Annotated in this window: 19 protein-coding genes; 11 read left to right on the plus strand and 8 right to left on the minus strand. The window is 65.7% G+C overall.

Annotated elements, in window-relative coordinates:
- Positions 1-780, minus strand: a complete 780-nt coding sequence (gene map, locus ZAL01S_RS05950; RefSeq protein ID WP_066081174.1) for a type I methionyl aminopeptidase — start codon at positions 778-780, stop codon at positions 1-3.
- Positions 781-882: 102 nt separating this feature from the next.
- Here map and ZAL01S_RS05955 point away from each other — a divergent pair, with 102 nt between their 5' ends.
- The 5 genes from ZAL01S_RS05955 to ZAL01S_RS05975 all read left to right on the plus strand — a co-directional run bounded on the left by ZAL01S_RS05955 (position 883) and on the right by ZAL01S_RS05975 (position 4,266).
- Positions 883-1,662, plus strand: coding sequence for a hypothetical protein (locus ZAL01S_RS05955; protein WP_066081177.1), 780 nt, complete (start codon positions 883-885; stop codon positions 1,660-1,662).
- Between the two features lie 170 nt (positions 1,663-1,832).
- The gene (gene rplS / locus ZAL01S_RS05960) at positions 1,833-2,180 is read left to right on the plus strand and encodes a 50S ribosomal protein L19 (protein WP_066081374.1); all 348 of its coding nucleotides are present in this window, start codon (positions 1,833-1,835) and stop codon (positions 2,178-2,180) included.
- A 115-nt stretch (positions 2,181-2,295) separates the two neighbouring features.
- Positions 2,296-3,228, plus strand: coding sequence for a signal peptidase I (gene lepB / locus ZAL01S_RS05965; RefSeq protein WP_244875349.1), 933 nt, complete (start codon positions 2,296-2,298; stop codon positions 3,226-3,228).
- Between the two features lie 3 nt (positions 3,229-3,231).
- Positions 3,232-3,930 carry a ribonuclease HII gene (locus tag ZAL01S_RS05970; RefSeq protein ID WP_066081181.1) on the plus strand — a complete coding sequence of 233 codons (699 nt, stop codon included), beginning with the start codon at positions 3,232-3,234 and terminating at the stop codon, positions 3,928-3,930.
- A 12-nt stretch (positions 3,931-3,942) separates the two neighbouring features.
- The gene (locus tag ZAL01S_RS05975; protein ID WP_066081184.1) at positions 3,943-4,266 is read left to right on the plus strand and encodes a DUF2469 family protein; all 324 of its coding nucleotides are present in this window, start codon (positions 3,943-3,945) and stop codon (positions 4,264-4,266) included.
- A gap of 24 nt (positions 4,267-4,290) precedes the next feature.
- Here ZAL01S_RS05975 and ZAL01S_RS05980 read toward each other — a convergent pair whose 3' ends face one another.
- Both ZAL01S_RS05980 and ZAL01S_RS05985 read right to left on the minus strand, forming a co-directional pair.
- Positions 4,291-4,971, minus strand: coding sequence for an LppP/LprE family lipoprotein (locus ZAL01S_RS05980; RefSeq protein WP_066081187.1), 681 nt, complete (start codon positions 4,969-4,971; stop codon positions 4,291-4,293).
- Positions 4,972-5,017: 46 nt separating this feature from the next.
- Positions 5,018-6,697: a thiamine pyrophosphate-binding protein gene (locus tag ZAL01S_RS05985; protein WP_066081190.1), complete on the minus strand. Its 1,680-nt coding sequence runs from the start codon at positions 6,695-6,697 to the stop codon at positions 5,018-5,020.
- Positions 6,698-6,975: 278 nt separating this feature from the next.
- Between ZAL01S_RS05985 and ZAL01S_RS05990 the strand changes: the two genes are divergently transcribed.
- From ZAL01S_RS05990 to ZAL01S_RS06005, 4 genes are read left to right on the plus strand one after another with little or no spacing between them, the layout of a single operon-like run.
- Positions 6,976-7,329 carry a YraN family protein gene (locus ZAL01S_RS05990; RefSeq protein ID WP_066081195.1) on the plus strand — a complete coding sequence of 118 codons (354 nt, stop codon included), beginning with the start codon at positions 6,976-6,978 and terminating at the stop codon, positions 7,327-7,329.
- Positions 7,326-8,882, plus strand: a complete 1,557-nt coding sequence (locus ZAL01S_RS05995; RefSeq protein ID WP_066081199.1) for a YifB family Mg chelatase-like AAA ATPase — start codon at positions 7,326-7,328, stop codon at positions 8,880-8,882. Before ZAL01S_RS05990 ends, ZAL01S_RS05995 begins: the two co-directional genes overlap by 4 nt.
- The gene (gene dprA, locus ZAL01S_RS06000; protein ID WP_066081202.1) at positions 8,882-10,123 is read left to right on the plus strand and encodes a DNA-processing protein DprA; all 1,242 of its coding nucleotides are present in this window, start codon (positions 8,882-8,884) and stop codon (positions 10,121-10,123) included. The genes ZAL01S_RS05995 and dprA overlap by 1 nt, the downstream gene beginning before the upstream one ends.
- Positions 10,124-10,132: 9 nt before the next feature.
- Positions 10,133-11,038, plus strand: coding sequence for a tyrosine recombinase XerC (locus tag ZAL01S_RS06005; RefSeq protein WP_083523116.1), 906 nt, complete (start codon positions 10,133-10,135; stop codon positions 11,036-11,038).
- Between the two features lie 987 nt (positions 11,039-12,025).
- On the opposite strand, the gene ZAL01S_RS06015 is transcribed toward ZAL01S_RS06005, so the two are convergent.
- Positions 12,026-13,918: a hypothetical protein gene (locus ZAL01S_RS06015; protein WP_066081208.1), complete on the minus strand. Its 1,893-nt coding sequence runs from the start codon at positions 13,916-13,918 to the stop codon at positions 12,026-12,028.
- 57 nt (positions 13,919-13,975) lie between these two features.
- Entirely contained in the window at positions 13,976-14,545 is a 570-nt protein-coding gene (locus ZAL01S_RS06020; RefSeq protein ID WP_244875350.1) for a murein hydrolase activator EnvC family protein, read from the minus strand.
- Positions 14,546-14,884: 339 nt separating this feature from the next.
- On the opposite strand from ZAL01S_RS06020, the gene rpsB reads away from it, so the two are divergent.
- Together rpsB and tsf are read left to right on the plus strand one after the other, a co-directional pair.
- A complete protein-coding gene (gene rpsB, locus ZAL01S_RS06025; RefSeq protein ID WP_066081213.1) occupies positions 14,885-15,757 on the plus strand; it encodes a 30S ribosomal protein S2 in 873 nt (290 codons plus the stop codon).
- A 28-nt stretch (positions 15,758-15,785) separates the two neighbouring features.
- The gene (gene tsf, locus ZAL01S_RS06030) at positions 15,786-16,616 is read left to right on the plus strand and encodes a translation elongation factor Ts (RefSeq protein ID WP_066081216.1); all 831 of its coding nucleotides are present in this window, start codon (positions 15,786-15,788) and stop codon (positions 16,614-16,616) included.
- 181 nt (positions 16,617-16,797) lie between these two features.
- On the opposite strand, the gene ZAL01S_RS06035 is transcribed toward tsf, so the two are convergent.
- The 3 genes from ZAL01S_RS06035 to ZAL01S_RS06045 are packed head-to-tail and all read right to left on the minus strand — an operon-like array spanning position 16,798 to position 19,279.
- Positions 16,798-17,811: a phosphatidate cytidylyltransferase gene (locus tag ZAL01S_RS06035; protein WP_066081219.1), complete on the minus strand. Its 1,014-nt coding sequence runs from the start codon at positions 17,809-17,811 to the stop codon at positions 16,798-16,800.
- Entirely contained in the window at positions 17,808-18,581 is a 774-nt protein-coding gene (locus tag ZAL01S_RS06040) for a lysophospholipid acyltransferase family protein (protein WP_066081222.1), read from the minus strand. The genes ZAL01S_RS06035 and ZAL01S_RS06040 overlap by 4 nt, the downstream gene beginning before the upstream one ends.
- Positions 18,578-19,279 (minus strand): CDP-alcohol phosphatidyltransferase family protein, encoded by a 702-nt coding sequence (locus ZAL01S_RS06045; RefSeq protein WP_066081224.1) that lies wholly within the window; start codon positions 19,277-19,279, stop codon positions 18,578-18,580. Before ZAL01S_RS06045 ends, ZAL01S_RS06040 begins: the two co-directional genes overlap by 4 nt.
- Positions 19,280-19,339 lie beyond the last annotated feature (60 nt).

Below are 19,339 nucleotides of genomic sequence, written 5' to 3' on the forward strand. Positions count from 1 at the left end.
CTAGGCCTCGAGGAAGCTGCGGTCAGTAAAGATGATCGGCTCGCCCTCGGTGATCGCGATCGTGTGCTCGCTGTGGGCGCCGCGTGAGCCATCGGCACCGAGGAGCGTCCAGCCGTCCGTGTCCTTCGTGAGCTTGTTCGTCGTGGCGTTGAACCACGGCTCAACCGCGATGACGAGGCCCGGCTCGAGCACAGGGCCACGCTTTGCCCGGCCACGGTTTGGCACCGGCGGGAACTCGTGCATCGTGCGCCCCACACCGTGGCCGCCGTACTCGACGTTCACCGGGTAACCGTACGCCTTCGCGACCTCACCGATCGCGTGCGAAATGTCGCCGAGGCGCTTGCCGGCATACGCCTCGGCAATGCCCGCCTCGAGGGCTTCTTCGGTGGCTCGGATGAGGCGAAGGTCTTCCTCGCGCGGCGTCCCCACCACGAACGAGACTGCCGAGTCGGACACCCAGCCGTCGACCGAGACAGCGAAGTCGAGGGTGAGGAGATCCCCATCCTGCAGCGCGTAGTCCTTCGGGCGTCCGTGCAGGACTGCCTCGTTCACCGAGGTGCAGATGACGTAACCGAAGGGGCCGGAACCGAAGCTCGGCGCGTAGTCGATGTAGCAGCTCTCAGCGCCACGAGCCCGGATCATCTCGTGAGCGCGCGCGTCAATCTCGAGCAGGTTCGTGCCGACCTTCGTCTCCTGCTGGAGGGTGTGGAGGACCTCAGCGACGAAGCGGCCAGCGGCGCGCATCTCCTCAAGTTCGGACGGGGTGCGCAACTCAATCATGTCTTCCAGGCTACCCCCGCTCGCCCCGCCAGTTCTCGGTGAGTTTCGCGAGTGCCCGGCTGCGTTCGGCTCCTTCGGATGCATGTCCCGTAGCGTGAAGGCATGCGTGCACGTTCACTGCTTTATCGTCTGCTGCTTCCCGCGGTGCTGGTCATCCCTGCCTTCATCTTCGCCGGATGGGTGATCCGGGGGTCGCGGCTTGGTGAGCTGCTCTCCGTGGTCCTCGTGTCGCCCGCGTGCCTCATCGCGCTCGGTGCGATCTCGGCGCTCATTTGGGCGCGCCCGGATGCTCGGAGCGAGCGGGCGGTCACCGTGCCGGATGCAATCACGGTAGGCATCGTGTGGGTGCTCTGGATTGTCGGTGCATTCCTGCCGCGTCCTCTCGGCAGCTGGATGCTCGGTATCGCACTCGTCGTGTCGATCGTCGTCATCGTGCTGCTGGCCCGCCAGCTCAAGAAGGTCGCCGCGCGCCGACTCGACCAGATGACCGATGACCTCCGCGAACGCGGTGCGAACCCGACGTGGGGTCAGCCGCGCGACCAGGCTGACTGGTACGCGCGCTACGAATCGCGTCACGGTCGAAGCGCAGGCACGACCGCTCCTGGCGCCGGCATCGTCCTCGAAGGTGCTGTCAGTGAGCCCAAGCGTGAAGGTAATATGCCCGGCTCAACCCGCGTTGACGGCGGTGTCATGGGTGAGCACGAGACGGATCGTCCCGGGGCGAACTTCGGTGCAAACCGTGCCCCGAAGGCGGAGAACTGGGACCCAACTCGCCCCGTGCCCGGCCAGCGCGCAGCGCGCAATACTGATGAGCGCCGCAATACGGATGACGACGATGCCCTCGACGACAGCACTGTCGAGCCTCCGTACCGCGGCACGTAGTGGCACATGGGCGCGCATGAGCATTGCGCGTCGCGCTAGAAGCGTGGTTGAATAGCTCTTCGTGCCGCGGCACGGCTCTGCCTCCGGGGAGTCCGCGCCTTCTGCGATGCACGACATCCTTGATTCCTTTACCGCGCAGTCGACCGGTGGCGACTGCAGAGAGCGACATCATGAACCTCATCGACGAACTCGACAAGGCCTCCCTCAAGACCGACATCCCTGACTTCCGCGCAGGTGACACCGTCAAGGTGCACGTGAACATCGTTGAAGGTAACCGTTCGCGTATCCAGGTCTTCCAGGGTGTTGTCCTCGGCCGTCAGGGTGCTGGCGTTCGCGAGACCTTCATCGTCCGCAAGGTCAGCTTCCAGGTGGGTGTGGAGCGTCAGTTCCCGGTGCACTCGCCGATCATCGACAAGATCGAACTCGTGTCGCGCGGTGAGGTTCGCCGCGCCAAGCTCTACTACCTCCGCGACCGCCGCGGCAAGGCAGCGAAGATCCGCGAGAAGCGCGAGCACTAAGACACGCGATCGGCGCGGATCGATCCGCGCGACGCACGCGACAACGGCCCCCAACTCGGGGGCCGTTGTCGTACCGTAGGCGAATGGGCATCGTGCCCACAGAAGAAGGGGCATCATGTCGGCAATGCGCGATGACGAGCTGGACGCTCGATCTGACGCGACCGATGATGCACCCCGCGTGGGTGACGACCCCCAGGCTGCGGAGATTCTCGCTTCCGGTCGTGGTCCGCAGCACGCGCGACCCCCCTTCGATGCACGTCACCGAAAACTCTCGCCGAATGAGCTCGCCCAGGCCCGGCTTGGCTGGAGTGACGACGACGAAGACGAGCCGGTTCGCACCCGGCGACCGAGCAAGCGCCGCACTGCGGCCATATTCCTCCGCGATGTGGTCATCGTCGCGGTTCTCGCCCTTGTGGTGAGCATGGCGATGAAGACGTGGATCGTGCGCCCGTATTACATCCCCTCCGCCTCGATGCACGAGACGCTCATCGAGAACGACCGGATTCTCGTCAACCTCTTCGTGCCAGAACTTGTGCCGCTCGAGCGCGGGGACGTCGTCGTCTTCACGGACCCGGGCGGCTGGCTCCCGCCGAGCATGCCGAAGGACAAGTCACCGCTTGAAGCCTTCCGCGACGGCACGCTCGAAACAATCGGCTTGAAGCCGGAAGACGCCAACAACACGCTCATCAAGCGCGTGATTGGTCTTCCCGGTGATCATGTCACCTGCTGCACCGTGTACGGCCAGGTGGCCGTGAATGATGTCCCGATCTCGGAACCTTACGCGCAGCTCGCGGGCAACACCGCAGCCTCCGGCGTGCCCTTCGACGTCACCGTGCCCGCAAACTCGATCTGGGTGATGGGCGACAATCGCTACAACTCGCAGGACTCGCGCTACCACCAGGACCTCCCCACGGGCGGCTTCGTCCCGATGGAATCCGTTGTTGGCAAGGCGTTCCTCGTGAACTATCCCTTCGAGCACTTCGGTGTGCTCGGCAACTACCCCGAGGTGTTCGCGAACGTCCCGAATCGCGAGCCGGGGGCGAACTAGCGCGTGGCGGTCATCGAGCCGACACTCGCGCTGGAAGAGCGCCTGCTCACCACTGCGTCCACGGTGATTGGCATGGATGAGGTGGGCCGCGGTGCCATCGCTGGCCCCGTGTGTGTTGGCGCCTGTGCGATCGTGCAGGAAGATCTCGCCGATGGTTTTCCTGCCGGGCTCCGAGACTCGAAGCTCATGAGCCCGAAGCGCCGCGAAGCGATTGAGCCGCTCGTGCGTGAATGGGGGCAGGGACGGGCCGTCGGCTCGGCGAGTGTTGCCGAGATTGAGACGCACGGCATTGCGTGGGCGCTCGCGCACGCGGGGAAGCGGGCACTCGCGGAGCTCTACGCGCAGGGGATTGATGTGGCCACCGCCGTCATCCTGCTTGACGGCTCGCACGATTGGCTCTCGCCGCACCTCACGCACCCGCTGCAGGTGCTCGTGCGTCCGAAAGCCGACCGTGATTGCGCGGTGGTTGCCGCCGCATCCGTGCTCGCGAAGGTGGAACGCGACGCGCACATGATGGTGCTCGGTGGTGAGGAAGACCCCTTTGCCTGGGTATCCAACAAGGGGTATGCCTCGGCGCAGCACACGAGCGCGATTCGAGCGCTTGGCCCGAGCGAACACCACCGCCTGAGCTGGCTGACGAAGATTCTGCAGGCGGACGCTGGTTCCGAGCCCGCGGGCACTGTTGCGGCGAATCCCGCCTAGACTGGGATGACCATGGATCCTGAGCAATTCGACGACTACGAGCGTGAACTCGAGCTGGCGCTGTTTCGTGAGTACCGCGATGTGGTCTCGCAGTTCCGCTACGTCGTAGAGACTGAGCGTCGCTTCTACCTCGCGAATCGTGTCGAACTCACGCGCCGTGACGCCGAGCACGACTTCTATTTCGAGCTTGAGCTCGAAGATGTGTGGGTGTGGGACATCTACCGCACGCACCGCTTCGTGAGGAACGTGCGCGTGCTCACCTTCAAGGACGTCAATGTCGAAGAGCTGCAGGACGCCGAGCTCGAACTGCCGAGCGAACTCTCCATCGACAAGTAGCTCGCGGCGCGTCTTGCTGGGCGGCTACTGGATCGGCGGCCAGGTGTGACAGATGTCCGGGCCGATGACCTCGTCCGGGATCGTGCCGATCATGTCGACGGATTGCGTTGCGTCGTTCCAGCGGTATTCGACGGTTTCGTGCTGCGAGGCTTCCGCCATCGACTCGTTGGGCGCTGGCCAGAAGTACTTGACTTTGATGCTGGTGGCTGTTTCTTCCGCAATGCGCTGCATGCCCGGGGCGCAGTCGCTCGTTGAGCCAATGTGTTCGCCGTAGTGGAAGAGCGCGATCTGGTCGGGTGAGGAACCGGTTGCACCTTCAACCGAGAACAGTGCGTAGCTGAGTGGTGCGCAGGGGTCGAAGTTCGTTTCGTAGGAGTTCGCATCCCACTTCACATCGACGTTGCTGCCCGACACGAAGGGGGAGGGGAGGTCGGCGGCCGCGGCGGAAATGCGCGGGTCTTCCTTGTTGAGGCCGCACGTTTCGCCCGCGGGTGTGGAGCCTGCTTCGCTTGTGGCGGTTTCGGCCGGCTGCTCCGCGGGTTGCCCGGCCCCATCGTCGCCGAGGGCAGGGCTCGTGCTCGCCTGGGTAACCGGGGCAGCGGGTGCTGCGGGCTGCGGCGCAGGTGCCGTGCACGCGGTGAGCGCGAGGCTCGTCCCGATCGTGACGAGGATTGCACAGGGCTTGAACGCGCGCCGGATTGCCATACCCCAATTGTATTTGTTGATTTCAATGGTTGGCAATGTGTGAGGCTCACTCGAGCGCTGCCTCGCTGATGCCGAGGCTTGCGCGGAGCTTCGCCATGATCTCGTGCTGGTACGGCGCGACCACTGACTTCGAGATGCGGCAGTCGAGCAGGAGCGTCCCCGTCTCGTGCTCGGCGAGCCAGGCGCCAAGTTCAGCGAGGTCATTGAGTGTGCGGATGATGCGGCCTTCCGCGCCGACACCCTCCGCGAAGGCGGCGAAGTTGACTTCGTCGATGAGCATGGCGTCCTGGTTAAGGCCGATCGTGCCGTACTGGGTGACTTCCGCGTTGTACGCGGAGTCATTCATGACGACCACGATGGCCCGGTGCGCGGCGCGGACGGTGGAGTCGAGATCCGCGAGCGCCATGAGGCCACCGCCATCCCCGGTGATGACAACGAGCGTGCGATCGGGCTGAGCGACGGCGGCACCCGGTGCTGAAGCAAAGCCGAGACCGATGGACTGGTATGCGGTGCCGACCATGACGATGCTGTCCGGCGAAGGGAGCGAGAGATAGGTGTTCGGCCAGCCGATGAAGTGTCCGCCGTCGGTCACTACGAGACGATTCTCGGGGAGCGCACGTTCGAGCTGCGCCATGAGGCTGCGCGGATCAAGGCGGCCGTCGGCGGCGAGCGCCTCACCGGGCTCTCGATCAAAGTGAGCGCCGGCGATCTCGTCGTCGCTGAACTCCTGCCATCTGTGTGGCGTGACAGTGTCGAGGGTCGCCTCGAGCGCTGCTGCGGCAAGCTTGCTATCGGCTTGGATGACCTCGCTCACCTGCGGGTGATTCGCCGTCGCGGTCTCGTTGACCTGGATGATGCGCGTGCCAGCGGGGAAGAGGTTCCCGAATCCCATCGTGAACTGGTTGAGGCTTGCGCCGACGGCGAGCACGACATCCGCCTGTGCAAGGAGGCCTTGCGCGCGTTCCGACGCGAAGCCGCCGCACACACCAACGTCGAGCGCGCGGCCTCCAAAGCTGCCGCGGGCTGGCGCGCTCGTCGTTGTGACGGCACGCAGTCGGTCCGCGATGCGGGTGAGTTCCGGGATGGCGTGCCGGGCACCGCGGCCAGCGAGGATGACGGGTCGCTTCGCTTCGCGGAGGGCCGTGGCTGCCTTCGTGATGGCATGAGCGTCGGGCGTGATGGTGGGAGGTTCAATGCGCTCAGGCAGCTCGAGTGATTCAGCCTCGGCGGTGGCGGCGGGGAGATCGTAGGGGATCGCGAGGACCACGGGCGTGCGCTGCTCAACCGCGTGCCGCAGTGCGGCAAGGGTGGTCGCGCCGGCGTGCGACTGGTCCACGGTGAAGGTGGGGACGCCGACGGCGGCCGCCATCTGGGCCTGATCGACATCCCAGGGGCGGTGACCCGTCGTGGGAGCGTCGCCCACGACGAGCACAAGCGGGGACTGGTTCATCCGGGCATCCGCCAGCGCGGTCATCGTGTTCGTGTATCCGGCGCCGTAGGTCGTCGTCGCAACGGCGAGCTTCCGGCTCACGCGGAAGTAGGCATCGGCGGAGGCCACGGTGGCGGCTTCGTGACGGACAGCGGTGTACGCCATCTCGGAGCGGGCAACAGCATCCACAAGATGGGCATTGCCATTGCCCATGAGACCGAAGACCTCGGTGGCGTAGTGGGCGAGCACCTCGGCGATGCGGGCAGAAACGGTGGCAGCAACAAGCGCGGTCAGCATGAAACGTCCTTGTGACATGAACGGGCGAATAAGGCCGTATATGTCTGCCGAGGCTGGCGTCGGTGCCTGCATGCTCGGGCTAGCGCCCCTTTTTCGAGCGACAGCACGGTCGCCGAAAGTATCGAGCGACGTTGCTGGACGGCTCGAGTATACGAGCCTGTGCTTGGTGGAGCTTTGTCCATTCACAGGCGCGTTGTGGTCGTGCGGCTGACAGATATTCCGGGTGCGATTCGTGGATCGCGGTGTCTTTGTTCAGCCTTGGGGCAAGGAGGAACCCCATGTCAGCTCAGACCCTTGGCCGCGCGGGTGAGGATGCAGCAGCGCAGTATCTCGAATCGCTCGGGCACGTGATTCTCGACCGAAATTGGCGCTGCCGCGAAGGCGAGATCGACCTCGTCTCACGTGATGGCGCATGCCTCGTCATGACCGAGGTGAAGACGAGGTCGAGCCTTCGCACGGGCGACCCGCTCGAGGCGATCACCCCGCGCAAGCTCGTTCGCTTGCGGATGTTGGCGGGCATGTGGTGCGCAGCGCATCCCGAGCTCGTAGGTCAGCTCCGGCTAGATGCAGTGAGCGTCATCATGCGCGGCGGCGAGCACCGCATCCGTCACCTCGCGGGGATCGGCGCATGATCGCCCGCTGCCCGGCCATGAGCCTCGAAGGGCTGCGTGGCGCGGTTGTCGAGGTGGAGACACACGTCGCGAGCGGGCTGCCAGCCTTCGTCCTCATCGGGTTGCCGGATACCGCGCTCGATGAGGCGAAAGACCGCGTGCGCGCGGCACTGCAAAGCTCTGGATGTCGTGTGCCCGCGAAGCGTGTCACCACGAACATGTCGCCCGCTTCCCTCCGCAAGCACGGCTCGGGCTTTGACGTCGCGATTGCCGTGTCGATCCTCGTGGCTGCTGGCACGATTCATCACGCGGCCCCGGCCCGGACGATGCACGTGGGGGAGCTCGGGCTCGACGGTTCGATTCGCGCCGTGCCGGGCGTCTTGCCGATCGCGCTCGCGGCGACACGTGCGGGCTTTGAGCGGATTGTCGTGCCCGCTGCTTCGGCAGAGGAGGCCGAAGCAGTTGAGGGGATCGAGGTGATCGCCGTGCGCAACTTGCGGGAGCTTGCGCTCCGATACGGGGCGAATGTCGAGGATCTCGCTGAGGAAGCGGTTGAGGCAGCTCCGCCGCTCCGGATCCCGGAGCAGGTGCGTGTGCAGGCTGCTGCATCCCAACCGGAACCGGACCTGTCGGACGTGATTGGCAACGAGGATGCGGTGCAGGCGCTGCAGATTGCCGCAGTGGGTGGGCATCACCTCCTGATGGTGGGGCCTCCCGGCGCGGGGAAGACGATGCTTGCGGAACGCTTGCCGGGGATCCTGCCAGACCTTGACCTGGATGCGGCCATCGAGACCGCCGCCATCCGCAGCCTTCGTGGTGTGAGCGCCTGCCGTGCCGTGTCGACTCGGCCACCCTTTGAAGCGCCGCATCATTCGAGCTCGGCGGTGGCGCTCCTGGGTGGCGGATCGGGCAACATCCGCCCGGGTGCGATATCCCTCGCGCATCGCGGCGTGCTCTTTCTCGACGAGGCACCGGAGTTTCCCCGCGCCGTGCTCGATGCGCTTCGCCAACCGCTCGAGTCGGGTTCGGTCACCATCCACCGCGCCTATGGGGTTGCCGAGTTTCCGGCCCGCTGCCAACTGGTGCTTGCCGCGAACCCGTGCCCGTGCGGGGCTGATGAGCAGCAGTGTTCTTGCCCGCCGAATGCCCGGCGCCGATACGTTTCACGCATCTCCGGGCCACTGCGGGACCGCATCGACCTGCAACTGCGGGTCGCCCCACCGAGCGCTGCACAGCGCGCGCTGCAAGCGAAGGGCGTCGGCCGTGCGCCGACGAGCGCTGAGGTCAGGGCTCGCGTGCAGGATTCGCGTGCCCGCAGCGCAGCACGTCTGGCTGGCACGCCATGGCGACTCAACGCCGAAGTTGACGGCACGTGGCTTCGGCGAGATCTCGCCTCGCGGCCGCTCGAGGTGCGGCGAGATCTTGACCGCGCCTTCGAGCGGGGGCTCCTCACGATGCGAGGCATCACCCGTGCCCTGCGCGTCGCCTGGTCGCTCGCCGACCTCGAGGGCGCCGACGCCATCACCGCAAACCACATCCGCCAGGCCCTCGCGTATCGGCAGGTGAATCTCTAATGGCCAACCACATGCTCGAAGAGCTTCTTCCCGTGACCGAAACTCTCGGCGCGCATGCGCCTCTGAGCGGCGACCAGGCGCTCGAGCGTGCAGCCCGGGCAGCATGGCTCACGATCGCCGAGCCTGGGGACCGCGTCGCCGGGACTCTCATCGCCGAGCTTGGGGCAGCCGAATCCTTCGACTGGCTGCTCAGCGCACGCCGCAGCGAGTATCGCGGCGAACTCCAGCAGGCGCTCGAGCGCTGGGAGCCGCGCCTTGACGCAGACCGCATCATCCAGCTTGTCACCGCGGGCGCACGTCTTGGCGCGGTCCTCTGCGTACCGGGCGACCCTGCCTGGCCCGACCGTCTTGACAACCTTGGCGCCCATGCCCCGATCGGGCTCTGGCTCCGCGGTGAGGTGAGTCTCCTTGCCCGCTCGGGCGCCGCCGTTGTCGGGTCCCGTGCCTCATCACCATACGGGGACGACATCGCGCAGGAGATCACGTACGACCTTGCCGAGCACGGCCTCTCGACCATCTCGGGAGGCGCCTACGGGATTGACGCGGCCGCACACCGGGCAGCGCTCGCGGGGGAGGGCATGACGGTGGCCGTCATGGCGGGCGGATGTGACCGGCTCTACCCGAGCGGCAATCGCGAGCTTCTCGAGAGCATCCTCGCCGAGGGGCTCATCGTGAGCGAGCTTCCGCCCGGACAGTCGCCGACCCGCTGGCGATTCCTGCAGCGCAACCGTGTGGTTGCCGCGCTCGCCGCAGCGACCGTCGTGGTGGAGGCAGGCGCACGAAGTGGTGCGCTCAACACGGCGAACCACGCCTCCACGCTGGGGCGCCCCCTCGGCGCCGTTCCTGGGCCGGTGCGCAGCGCGAGCTCCATCGGCTGTCATCGTCTCATCCGCGAAAACGGCGCCGTGCTTGTGACGGGGCCCGAGGATGTCCGAGAACTCATCGGGTCCTCGTGGTGCAGTGCCACGCAGCCGACGCAGCATGCAGGGCGCGCGTCGGGTGAGGGGAGCGCTGACGGAGCCGGGCACACGGCTCCAAGCCTCTTGCAGGACGCCGAGCAGCGGCGCGTGCTCGACGCGATGCCGGGCCGCGGGACGCTTCCCGCTGATGAGCTTGCGCGTCGCGCGGGGCTCGGCATAGGTGCAACGAACGCTGCGCTCATTGGACTCGAACTCGACGGCTTCGTCGAACACTCGGGCAACGGCTGGCGCCTCCTCAGAAAGCGGCGACGATCGGCCTAGGCTGAACGTGTGGCAAGCCTGGACGAGCAGATCGACGCGTTTCTTCGCGCAATCGACCTCGAGCGCGGCCTCTCACCCAACACGGTGAAGGCCTACGCCGCCGACCTCCAAGGCTTCGCGAACTTCGCCGAAGAACAGGGCGTCACGGATGCCGACGAGCTCGACCTTGAGCTCTTCCGCGACTGGCTGTGGCGAGCGAGCGAAACCGGTGCCGCCCCCGCAACGATTGCCCGACGTGCCGCGAGCGCCCGAAGTTTTACCGCCTGGCTCCAGCGGCGTGGCTACGGACCCGATGCCGCACGGCGACTGAAGTCTCCGAAGACGGGCCGCAGCCTCCCACGCGTGGTGACCAACGACGGCATGCACGGCATCTTCGACCACCTGCACGCCCTCGCTGCTGGCGGCGATCCGAAGGCGCTCCGTGACCTCGCCATCATCGAACTGCTGTATGCCTCCGGTATCCGCGTCTCGGAGTGCTGCTCGCTCGACCTCGGTGATCTCGACTTTGAACGTCGCACGCTTCGGGTGATGGGTAAGGGGTCGAAAGAACGCGTCGCCCCCTTCGGGGCTCCTGCCGCAGAGGCGCTGCGCGATTGGATCCAGCGTGGCCGGCCTGCCCTTGCGAAGCCCCGTTCTGGGGACGCCCTCTTCCTCGGCGTGCGGGGTGGCCGCGTCGACCCGCGCAGCATCTACGAACTCACCCGCCGGGAACTCGAGGCGGCCCCAGGCAGTGGGCCGTCGGGGCCGCACGCTCTTCGACACACGGCGGCAACGCATCTGCTCGACGGTGGCGCCGATCTTCGCAGCGTTCAAGAGCTGCTCGGCCATGCAAGCCTCGGCACAACGCAGATCTACACGCACGTCTCCGCCGACCGTTTGAAGGCCGCCTACCAGCAGGCCCATCCTCGCGCCTAGGTGGAGGCGGGTCACTGTTCTCTGTGAATCGTCGATATGGAATGAATGATTCGCTAGTCTAGCGAGTGTGTTCGGTGCGGAAATGATACTCATTCTTGTAATTTCGATCCTGCTCCTACTTGGGCTAGGTGTGGGACTGTTTTTATTGCTTCGTCGATGAGTTGTGTGGCTCGTGTCTTGCAAAGGGGTGCTTGCGAAAAAGGCTTTTGCAATGTTTGGAGTGGTTGCTGGAAACGTTCTTTTTCTATGTGGAGTGGGTGGGCCAAACGATTACGGCCAGGAATATGGTGTCCTTCCTGGCGATGTGTGTGAGAGAATTACTGATCATTTGGCTCAAGGTGGCATTCCTGAACACGATCGTGTGCGTATTCTTACCAAGCTGGATCGCGGAGCGTTGCTGGATTCGCTTGCTGGCAGGGAGCCGCAGTCGGTTATTGTCGAGTGGGCTCGTCGGAGTGAGATTTTTCCTGATGGATCCCGCCGCTCATCGCCATTGGCGATGAGCGGCGGGTGCGGGTGGCGTGAGTGCGTTTGACGCTTCCATGCAAGGATGTATTCCGCAAAATGGCTGGAATGTGGGCTGTCGCGTTTCTGTTTGGGATGTGGTGAGTGAAGCGTCTTTTACTGTTGATTACCACACGAGCTACGAAGGGGCAGCGGAAGTTCGAGATGTGCGTGCTGCAGGGTGCAAGAATGTTGCGGGTCCGTGTACCGTCAATGCGGCTGTTCGACGTGCAGTTCAGGACGGAGAGTCCCCCGCCTGGGCGTCACTGTCATATACGGCGTCGGCCGCATGGGTTTCCGTAGCTGGTGAATTTGGCGTGCAAACTCGGGACGACGGTGTGTGGACATACCATAATTGATCAGATTTTGTTGGCAAATAGTTCTCCCATAAAGGAATCGGTGCGGCAGGTATTCTGCTGAGCAGAATGCGCGCTGAATATGCCGCCTGCGGATTCGGGGCGATGGGAATCGTTCTGGACCTACTTACGACCCGGAATTGCGGCGGCGCTCGCGCGTCACGAGTGCACCCGCGACAAGGAACAGGAGCGCCGCGAGCGTGAATGCGCCAAAGGCCTGGACGTCGCTGCGGCCGGTTTCCGCGAGCGAACCACTCGCCGCGCTCGACGCCTCATCGTGGATGCGGTCCTCGACGTGAGGCTGGGTCGGGGTGTCCGTCGGGGGCTGCGTCGGCTCGGTCACGATCGTGGTTTCGTCGGCCACACCGCAGCCGCCGACATGCAGCACCTCGCCCTCGGCTGAGCGGAGCGTCTCCACCCACCAATACTCGCCCGCTTCGTCGAGTGTCACCGCGGGGGAGGCTACCCGTTCCTCGTCGTACCGGCGAGCTTCGAGTGTGAGCGCTGCTGTCACGGCGAGGGGTGACTCGCAGACGGCGGCACCATCTCGATGCACGGCCTCGTAGATCGCAAACTCGATCGTCGCCCCCTCCGGGAGCACGCCGTCGATGATCGCGACATCGTGCACCTCCTCGCCCGGTCGCGCATCGGGCTGCGCTTCAGTGCGCACGCTTGGCACCACAAGTGCGGTCTCGTCCTGCACACCGAAGGCGTCCTGCCAGGCGTATCCCGCGGGGAGCACCGGCCCCTCGCCAGGAGCAAGCACCTGTTCTGATGCGTCGATCGACACCACCCAGCTGTACCAACCCGAGGCAAGCTCCGGAGCGCCAAGCTCGGCGCTCGACACCTCGACGACCGTGCCGGTCGGATCTTGACGTCCACCACCGAGCGTCACCGTGCCGGATGCTGCGACCGGCGCATCACTCGGCGGCATGGCCTGCGTGTCCGGCTGCTCGTCAAAGGGACCATACAGCGTGGCCTGCGCCGTGACGGTCGCGAACGTGCCATCCTCACGGGTGAGCCACGGGGCCGTGCTGGCACGAGCGATCGTCCAGCGGTCGATGATCGCGCTCCCCGGCCCCACCAACGCAGCGGCCACCGCGGTCGAGACGAATGGCTCGAAGCGCGGCTCGCGAGGTGCCGCATCCTCCGCCTTCAGTGTGTAGGAGCCTTCCTCCTGGCCGCCAGCACCGCCAAGCAATTGCGCACCCGGAGTCTCAAACACCGCGAGCGTCGCGTTCCAGCGCTGCTGCGGCAGCTCGACCGTCGCCTCCGCCGAGATGCGGAACGAACCGCTCGCCGCCGCGCTCGGCGTCGCACGAATCTCCACTGCATCGCCGGGCGCAAGCGTGACCGTGGCCGAACCGTTCGTCGCCGAGACCGCATTCGTGAGACTCACCGTGGCCCACGACGCAGGCTCGCCGCCCTCGAAGCGCACCGTGCCTCGGCGCGCATCCGAGGGATCCGTCGTGATCGTGAGCGTGCCCTGCGTGGCGCCGCCCGTCGGCGCGTAGCTGTTCACGTAGCGTGCGCCCTCGCGAAGCGCAGCGAGCACATCCAGCACTGGCTGTTGGTAGACGCCCGGCAGACGCCCGATGTAGTAGTCGTCACCCGACATGCCATGGCTGTTGTACACGCTCGGCGCCACCGTTGACCACACAAACAATTGCACGGCGGCAGCCTGCACCTGGCTCTCGGTCTGCCCGTGCGTGGAGATCGCCCAGTTCGCACGGGCCATATCGAGATCGGACACCTGGAAGCGCGACGCCCCGGCCGTGCCCGCCGGGGTGGTCGTGCCAAGCGGTCGTGGCATCTCGGGCTCGAGGCAGTACACGAGCTTGCCGTCGAATTGATACGAGCCGACGCGGCCAAGCGGTCCGTCGAAACTCGGGCCGTAGCTGGCCGCAACAGCCGAGGCAGCACCGAGGCTGAGACCGCCAAGAACGAGCGCGCACAGTGCGGCGGCCGCCAGCACGGCGCGAGCGAGTGCATGCACGCGGGGGAGCAGAGACACAGACATGGAAGATGTTCCTTTCGAAGATAGGTGAAGCAAGGAATGACGGAATGAGGAAGCTGCTTACGAGACGGCGCCGAGGGGGAGGAGCACCGCGCGCGGAATCTCACCGAGGAGCGAACGCGGATCGAGGTACTCGCCGTCCTGTCGGGCACCGAGATGAAGGCCACCGGCGGGCGCGTGGGTGGGAGATGCGGCGAGCTCACCGATGACCTGGCCCTTTACGACTCGATCGCCGCGCGAGAGTTCGCTCGTCACCGGCTCAAAGCTTGAGATGAGACCGCCACCGTGATCAATCGACACGACCGGTCGGTCAACGACCACGCCGACGAAGTGCACCGTGCCGTCCGCTGGCGCGAGCACCTGGGCACCCGGGGATGCTGCGAGATCAATGCCGCGATGCCCTGCCCCGTAGCGGAAGGGCAGATCGAAGGGGCGCGTCACCGCAGGCTTCGGCGAGATCGGCCATGACCACACGGCATCCTCCGTGTCCGGCGCGGAAGTGAAACCCACCGTGTGTGCGTTGACCGGGCCGGGAACGCTGAGCGGCGTCGCAACAGCGCTCACGAGCGTGAGAGTCGCGAGCAATCGCCGGGCAAGGTGGCGTGATGGGGTGCGGGATGTTGTGGTCACGCGGCCAGCATCCGAAGCCGCCGACGTCCGTGCGACTCACTGTTTCAGAATCTGTCAGCGGAGGACGGAAATCGCAGCTGTGGATGGAACGAACCCGTACGTCCCCGCGGTGCAACAGCCATTCCCGCATCTATGCCATTCGACGGCCGACACACCGTGCGTGAGGTGTAAACTCGACTCAGCGACTTGCATCCGCAGGTCGACTTCGCGTGCCTGAATCACACGCACACCGTGGTCTCGTGCCAACGAGTGGTGCAGCGTGCAGGCACCAGGACTTGGGCCGCCGGCCCTCGTGACAACCGAATGGCGCACACGCGCCCCCATACAAGGAGTACGACCATGGCAGTCGTGACTATCCGCCAGCTGCTCGACAGCGGCGTGCACTTCGGGCACCAGACCCGTCGCTGGAACCCCAAGATGAAGCGCTTCATCTTCACCGAGCGCTCGGGCATCTACATCATCGACCTTCAGCAGTCGCTCGCCTACATCGACAAGGCGTACGACTTCGTTCGCGAGACCGTCGCCCGCGGCGGCACGATCCTCTTCGTCGGCACCAAGAAGCAGGCGCAGGAGTCGATCGCTGAGCAGGCAACCCGTGTCGGCCAGCCCTACGTGAACCAGCGCTGGCTCGGTGGCCTCCTCACCAACTTCGGCACGGTCCAGAAGCGCCTCAACCGCCTCAAGGAACTCGACCTCGTCGACTTCGACGACACGACCAAGGGCTACACGAAGAAGGAGCTTCTCATCCAGCGTCGCGAGCGCGACAAGCTCGAGAAGAGCCTCGGTGGTATCCGCAACCTCCAGAAGACGCCGTCGGCGCTCTGGGTTGTCGACACCAAGAAGGAGCACCTCGCCATCGACGAGGCGAAGAAGCTCGGCATCCCCGTGATCGCCATCCTCGACACCAACTGCGACCCGGACGACGTCCAATACCCGATCCCGGGCAACGACGACGCCATCCGCTCGGTTGCACTCCTCACCCGCATCATCGCGGACGCCGCTGCTGAGGGCCTCATCGAGCGCCACCAGGGCCCGGCCGCTGCTGAGGCTCAGGCTGAGCCGCTCGCTGAGTGGGAGCGCGAGCTCCTCGAGCAGGGTGGCGCCGAGCCTGCTGCACCGGCTGCTGACGCCGAGGGCGTTCAGGAGTCGGCTACCGAAGCAGAGCAGGCTGAGACCGCTGAGGCTGACGCCTCGGCCACCGAGACCAAGTAAGCCACCCGACCCACTAGGGAGACACCACATGGCAAACTTCACCCTCGCCGACGTCAAGGCTCTTCGCGAGCAGCTCGGCACCGGCATGGTCGACACGAAGAAGGCTCTCGAAGAGGCCGACGGCGACATGGAGAAGGCAATCGAGATCCTCCGCCTCAAGGGTGCGAAGGGCAACGCAAAGCGTGCCGACCGCTCCACGAGCGAGGGCCTCGTCGCTGCTAAGGACAACGGCAACGGCACCGCCACCCTCATCGAGCTCGCCTGCGAGACCGACTTCGTTGCCAAGGGCGAGAAGTTCATCACCCTCGCAAACCGCGTCCTCGAGATCGTCGCGGCTGCAGGTTCCGAAGACGCCGAGTCGGCCCTCAAGGTCGAATCGGAGGGCAAGACGGTTGCTCAGATCATCGACGAGGACGCAGCCATCCTCGGCGAGAAGATGCAGCTCCGACGCGTCCGCCTCGTCAAGGGCGCTGAACAGGAGATCTACCTCCACTACACCTCGAAGGACCTCCCCCCGCAGGTCGGCGTCATCGTCGGCTTCGAGGGTACGGACCACGAGACCGCCCGCGGCATCGCGCAGCACATCGCCTTCGCCAACCCGACGTACCTCACCCGTGAGGACGTCCCCGCTGAGGACGTCGACCGCGAGCGCACGCTTGTCGAGGAGATCTCGCGCAACGAGGGCAAGCCGGAGGCTGCACTCCCGAAGATCATTGAGGGTCGCCTCAAGGGCTTCTTCAAGCAGATCGTGCTCCTCGAGCAGGACTACGCGAAGGACAACAAGTTCACCATCGAGCAGGTGGCCAAGGACGCCGGCATCACGGTGACCGACTACGCACGTTTCCGCGTCGGCGCGTAACGCTCCAACGTCGACACGAACAACGGGCTCAGCACACGCTGGGCCCGTTGTTGATTGTCGCTGCAGGTGTGCTCATCGCACGCACCTCACACGGTCAGCCCGCGGACATCTCTCCGTGCGTGAGGCAGGACGATCGGCGTGCACGTGTGCAGGGATGCGCCCGTAGCCGACGAGCGTTCCCCTAGCTAAAGAAGAAGCGAACGAGGTGGAAGAACACCGGTCCCGCGAAGGTGAGCGAGTCGATCCTGTCCATGACGCCGCCGTGACCGGGGATGAGCGAACCGAAATCCTTGATGCCGCGGTCGCGCTTGATCGAGCTCATGACGAGTCCGCCCGCGAAGCCGAGCAGGCACGACAGGAACGCGAAGATCGCCGCCTGCCACCAGGTGAAGGGCGTCACCCACCAGAGAGCAGTACCGAGTGCGGTTGCGCTGAGCACGCCACCAATGAAGCCTTCCCAGGTCTTATTGGGGCTCACCTTCGGGGCAATCGGGTGCTTGCCGAACGTCTTGCCCCACACGTACTGGAGGACGTCCGAACCTTGCACAACGATGACAAGGAACAGCAAAAGGTTGGCACCGGCGGGGCCGCCAGATCCCGGAGCGGAGCCCTCAGCGACATCCCGTCCGTACATCATCGCGACCGGCAGCTGCAGGAGCGCGGGCACGTGGCTCACGGCGTAGACCGACACCATGAGCGACCACTGCACGACGGAGGCACGCCGCATGAATGACTTCGTGTCGCCTGCGAGCGCCTGCCGGGCGGGGAGGAAGAGGAACGCGTACACCGGGATGAACATGGCGAAGAAGCCGTACCAGTGGTTCCACACCGAGATGTAGTGGAGCGGCAGGATGATCCAGAACATCCACACGAGGGCGCCGTGGTCGCGCTGCGTGGTGGGGGAGATCGTGATGAACTCGCGCAGGGCGAGGAACGAGAGCACCGCGAAGAGGATGACGGTTGCCGTCTCCCCAAGCATGAGCACACCCGCGATGACAGCGACCATGCCCCACCACGCCCAGGTGCGGGCCCGGAGATTCGTGATGAGGCCCGCGTGACGTTCGCTCGTGAGCGCGTGGCTCAGGATGAGCGTCGCGAGGGACGCGATGATGAGCACCGCGAGGACGCCGAGGAGCAGCCGCCACCCGGTTGCGTCGATGAGGCCAACCGTCGGCAGGTTGAAGAGATCGATCATGGGTGCTGCTCCTCGATCGTGGCGTCGTGGTCGGTGGGTTCCTCGTCGTCGTCTTCAGCGCTCGGGTCGGGGACCGCGTCGATGAGGGCCTGGCGTGCTCGAGCGAGGTAGGCAGCGTCGCGTTCGCCCGGCTCGTGGCGGATCGGTGCGAGGAATTCGACGGTTCCCAGCAGCGGGACGGGGATGAGACCGCCCTTCGGGAGGATGCGCCCGAGGTTGGCGAGCGCCACTGGGATGACCGGCACTTCCGGGTAGGCGCGGGCGAGACGTGCGAGTCCAGCGTGGAAGTTGCCGATCTCGCTGCCGTCGCCGCGGGTTCCTTCTGGGAAGAGGATGAGGGAGTCGCCCTCGTCGAGTACGGCGCCGAGCTCGGCGAGCTGGCCGCGAAGGCCTCGGCTGCTTGCGGGGAGCGTGAGCTGCGGCTCACCGCTCGCGGGCGCCGCTGCCGTCGTACGAGGTTCTCGCAGCACATCCCGGCCGCGTGCGACGAGGACGGGTCGGAACATGCGTTGAACGAAACGGGCCTTGAACCCGTCGCTCCAGTAGTCCTTCGCGGCGACGGGTCGCACGTGCTGGCGGACGCGTCCGGGCAGCACGCTCCAGATGGTGACGAAGTCGAGGTGGCTTGAGTGGTTTGCGAAGTAGATGGCGCGCGGCGGCAGGTGCAGCACGCTGGCGCGGCGACCCGGCCGGTACTCTTCGTCGACGATCGTTCGAGCGCCCGCGATGAGGCGGACGAGGAATGCGAAGGCCGAGCGGGCGAGGATCATGCCAGTGGCGGGGTGCTTCGGTGCTTGAGCGCGCGCGTGATGTGGCCGAGACGAACAACCACCGTCTGCAGACTGCCGAGTCCAATAACTGCGAGTGCGACGGCGAGGACGATGCCGCGCGGCCATCCGAGCGCAGGCTCTGCAATCGAGACGAAGGATGCGACGACGAGCACCCACATACGCGGCGGCTTCGCCATGAGGCCTTGAAAGAAGTTGCCGACGCCGGTGGATGCGCCGAGGGTGCGCACGTAGGCGGTGAGGAGTGCGAGGGCGGCCGCGGTCCAGCCGAGCGCGACGCCGAGGTCGTGGCCCGCAAGCATCCACACATGTGCCGTCGCGTAGCCGGCGCCGGCGATGACGAGCAGGTCGGAGATGCGGTCGGGGAGTTCGTTGTAAAGCTCGCCGCTCGAGGTCTTCATGCCGTGTTCGACGGCGAGCATGCCATCGAGCATGTTGCAGAGGAGCCGAAGCGGCATGCACACGGCGGCCACGATGAGGAGCGCCGTGCGGGCACCGTCATCCACGAATCCCGACACCACAAAGGACACCCCGGCGACGGCGGCGACGAGCACGGAGATGACCGAGATGCTGTTCGGGGTGAGGTGCGCTGCCGCGAGGAGATCAGCGCACTTCGTCGCCCAAGAGGTGGTCCGTTGAGGAATGGTCCGTCGATCCAAACCCTCTGGCTGCTCGTGCATAGCGGCATCCTATCGACGCGGTCGCCCCGGCAGATCGGCCTGAGTGCTGAGTTCCGGGTG

Source organism: [Zimmermannella] alba NBRC 15616, assembly GCF_001570905.1.
Classification (GTDB): domain Bacteria; phylum Actinomycetota; class Actinomycetes; order Actinomycetales; family Microbacteriaceae; genus Pseudoclavibacter; species Pseudoclavibacter albus.

What these genes read in the sequence shown, in the direction of transcription:
- ZAL01S_RS06015 (WP_066081208.1), bottom strand. Translation starts at nt 13,918, where the DNA reads ATGTCTGTGTCTCTGCTCCCCCGCGTGCATGCACTCGCTCGCGCCGTG.
- rpsB (WP_066081213.1), top strand. Translation starts at nt 14,885, where the DNA reads ATGGCAGTCGTGACTATCCGCCAGCTGCTCGACAGCGGCGTGCACTTC.
- ZAL01S_RS05985 (WP_066081190.1), bottom strand. Translation starts at nt 6,697, where the DNA reads ATGCTGACCGCGCTTGTTGCTGCCACCGTTTCTGCCCGCATCGCCGAG.
- ZAL01S_RS06035 (WP_066081219.1), bottom strand. Translation starts at nt 17,811, where the DNA reads ATGATCGATCTCTTCAACCTGCCGACGGTTGGCCTCATCGACGCAACC.
- rplS (WP_066081374.1), top strand. Translation starts at nt 1,833, where the DNA reads ATGAACCTCATCGACGAACTCGACAAGGCCTCCCTCAAGACCGACATC.
- map (WP_066081174.1), bottom strand. Translation starts at nt 780, where the DNA reads ATGATTGAGTTGCGCACCCCGTCCGAACTTGAGGAGATGCGCGCCGCT.
- ZAL01S_RS05995 (WP_066081199.1), top strand. Translation starts at nt 7,326, where the DNA reads ATGATCGCCCGCTGCCCGGCCATGAGCCTCGAAGGGCTGCGTGGCGCG.
- ZAL01S_RS05975 (WP_066081184.1), top strand. Translation starts at nt 3,943, where the DNA reads ATGGATCCTGAGCAATTCGACGACTACGAGCGTGAACTCGAGCTGGCG.
- ZAL01S_RS06040 (WP_066081222.1), bottom strand. Translation starts at nt 18,581, where the DNA reads ATGATCCTCGCCCGCTCGGCCTTCGCATTCCTCGTCCGCCTCATCGCG.
- ZAL01S_RS06045 (WP_066081224.1), bottom strand. Translation starts at nt 19,279, where the DNA reads ATGCACGAGCAGCCAGAGGGTTTGGATCGACGGACCATTCCTCAACGG.
- ZAL01S_RS05980 (WP_066081187.1), bottom strand. Translation starts at nt 4,971, where the DNA reads ATGGCAATCCGGCGCGCGTTCAAGCCCTGTGCAATCCTCGTCACGATC.
- dprA (WP_066081202.1), top strand. Translation starts at nt 8,882, where the DNA reads ATGGCCAACCACATGCTCGAAGAGCTTCTTCCCGTGACCGAAACTCTC.
- tsf (WP_066081216.1), top strand. Translation starts at nt 15,786, where the DNA reads ATGGCAAACTTCACCCTCGCCGACGTCAAGGCTCTTCGCGAGCAGCTC.
- ZAL01S_RS05955 (WP_066081177.1), top strand. Translation starts at nt 883, where the DNA reads ATGCGTGCACGTTCACTGCTTTATCGTCTGCTGCTTCCCGCGGTGCTG.
- ZAL01S_RS05990 (WP_066081195.1), top strand. Translation starts at nt 6,976, where the DNA reads ATGTCAGCTCAGACCCTTGGCCGCGCGGGTGAGGATGCAGCAGCGCAG.
- lepB (WP_244875349.1), top strand. Translation starts at nt 2,296, where the DNA reads ATGTCGGCAATGCGCGATGACGAGCTGGACGCTCGATCTGACGCGACC.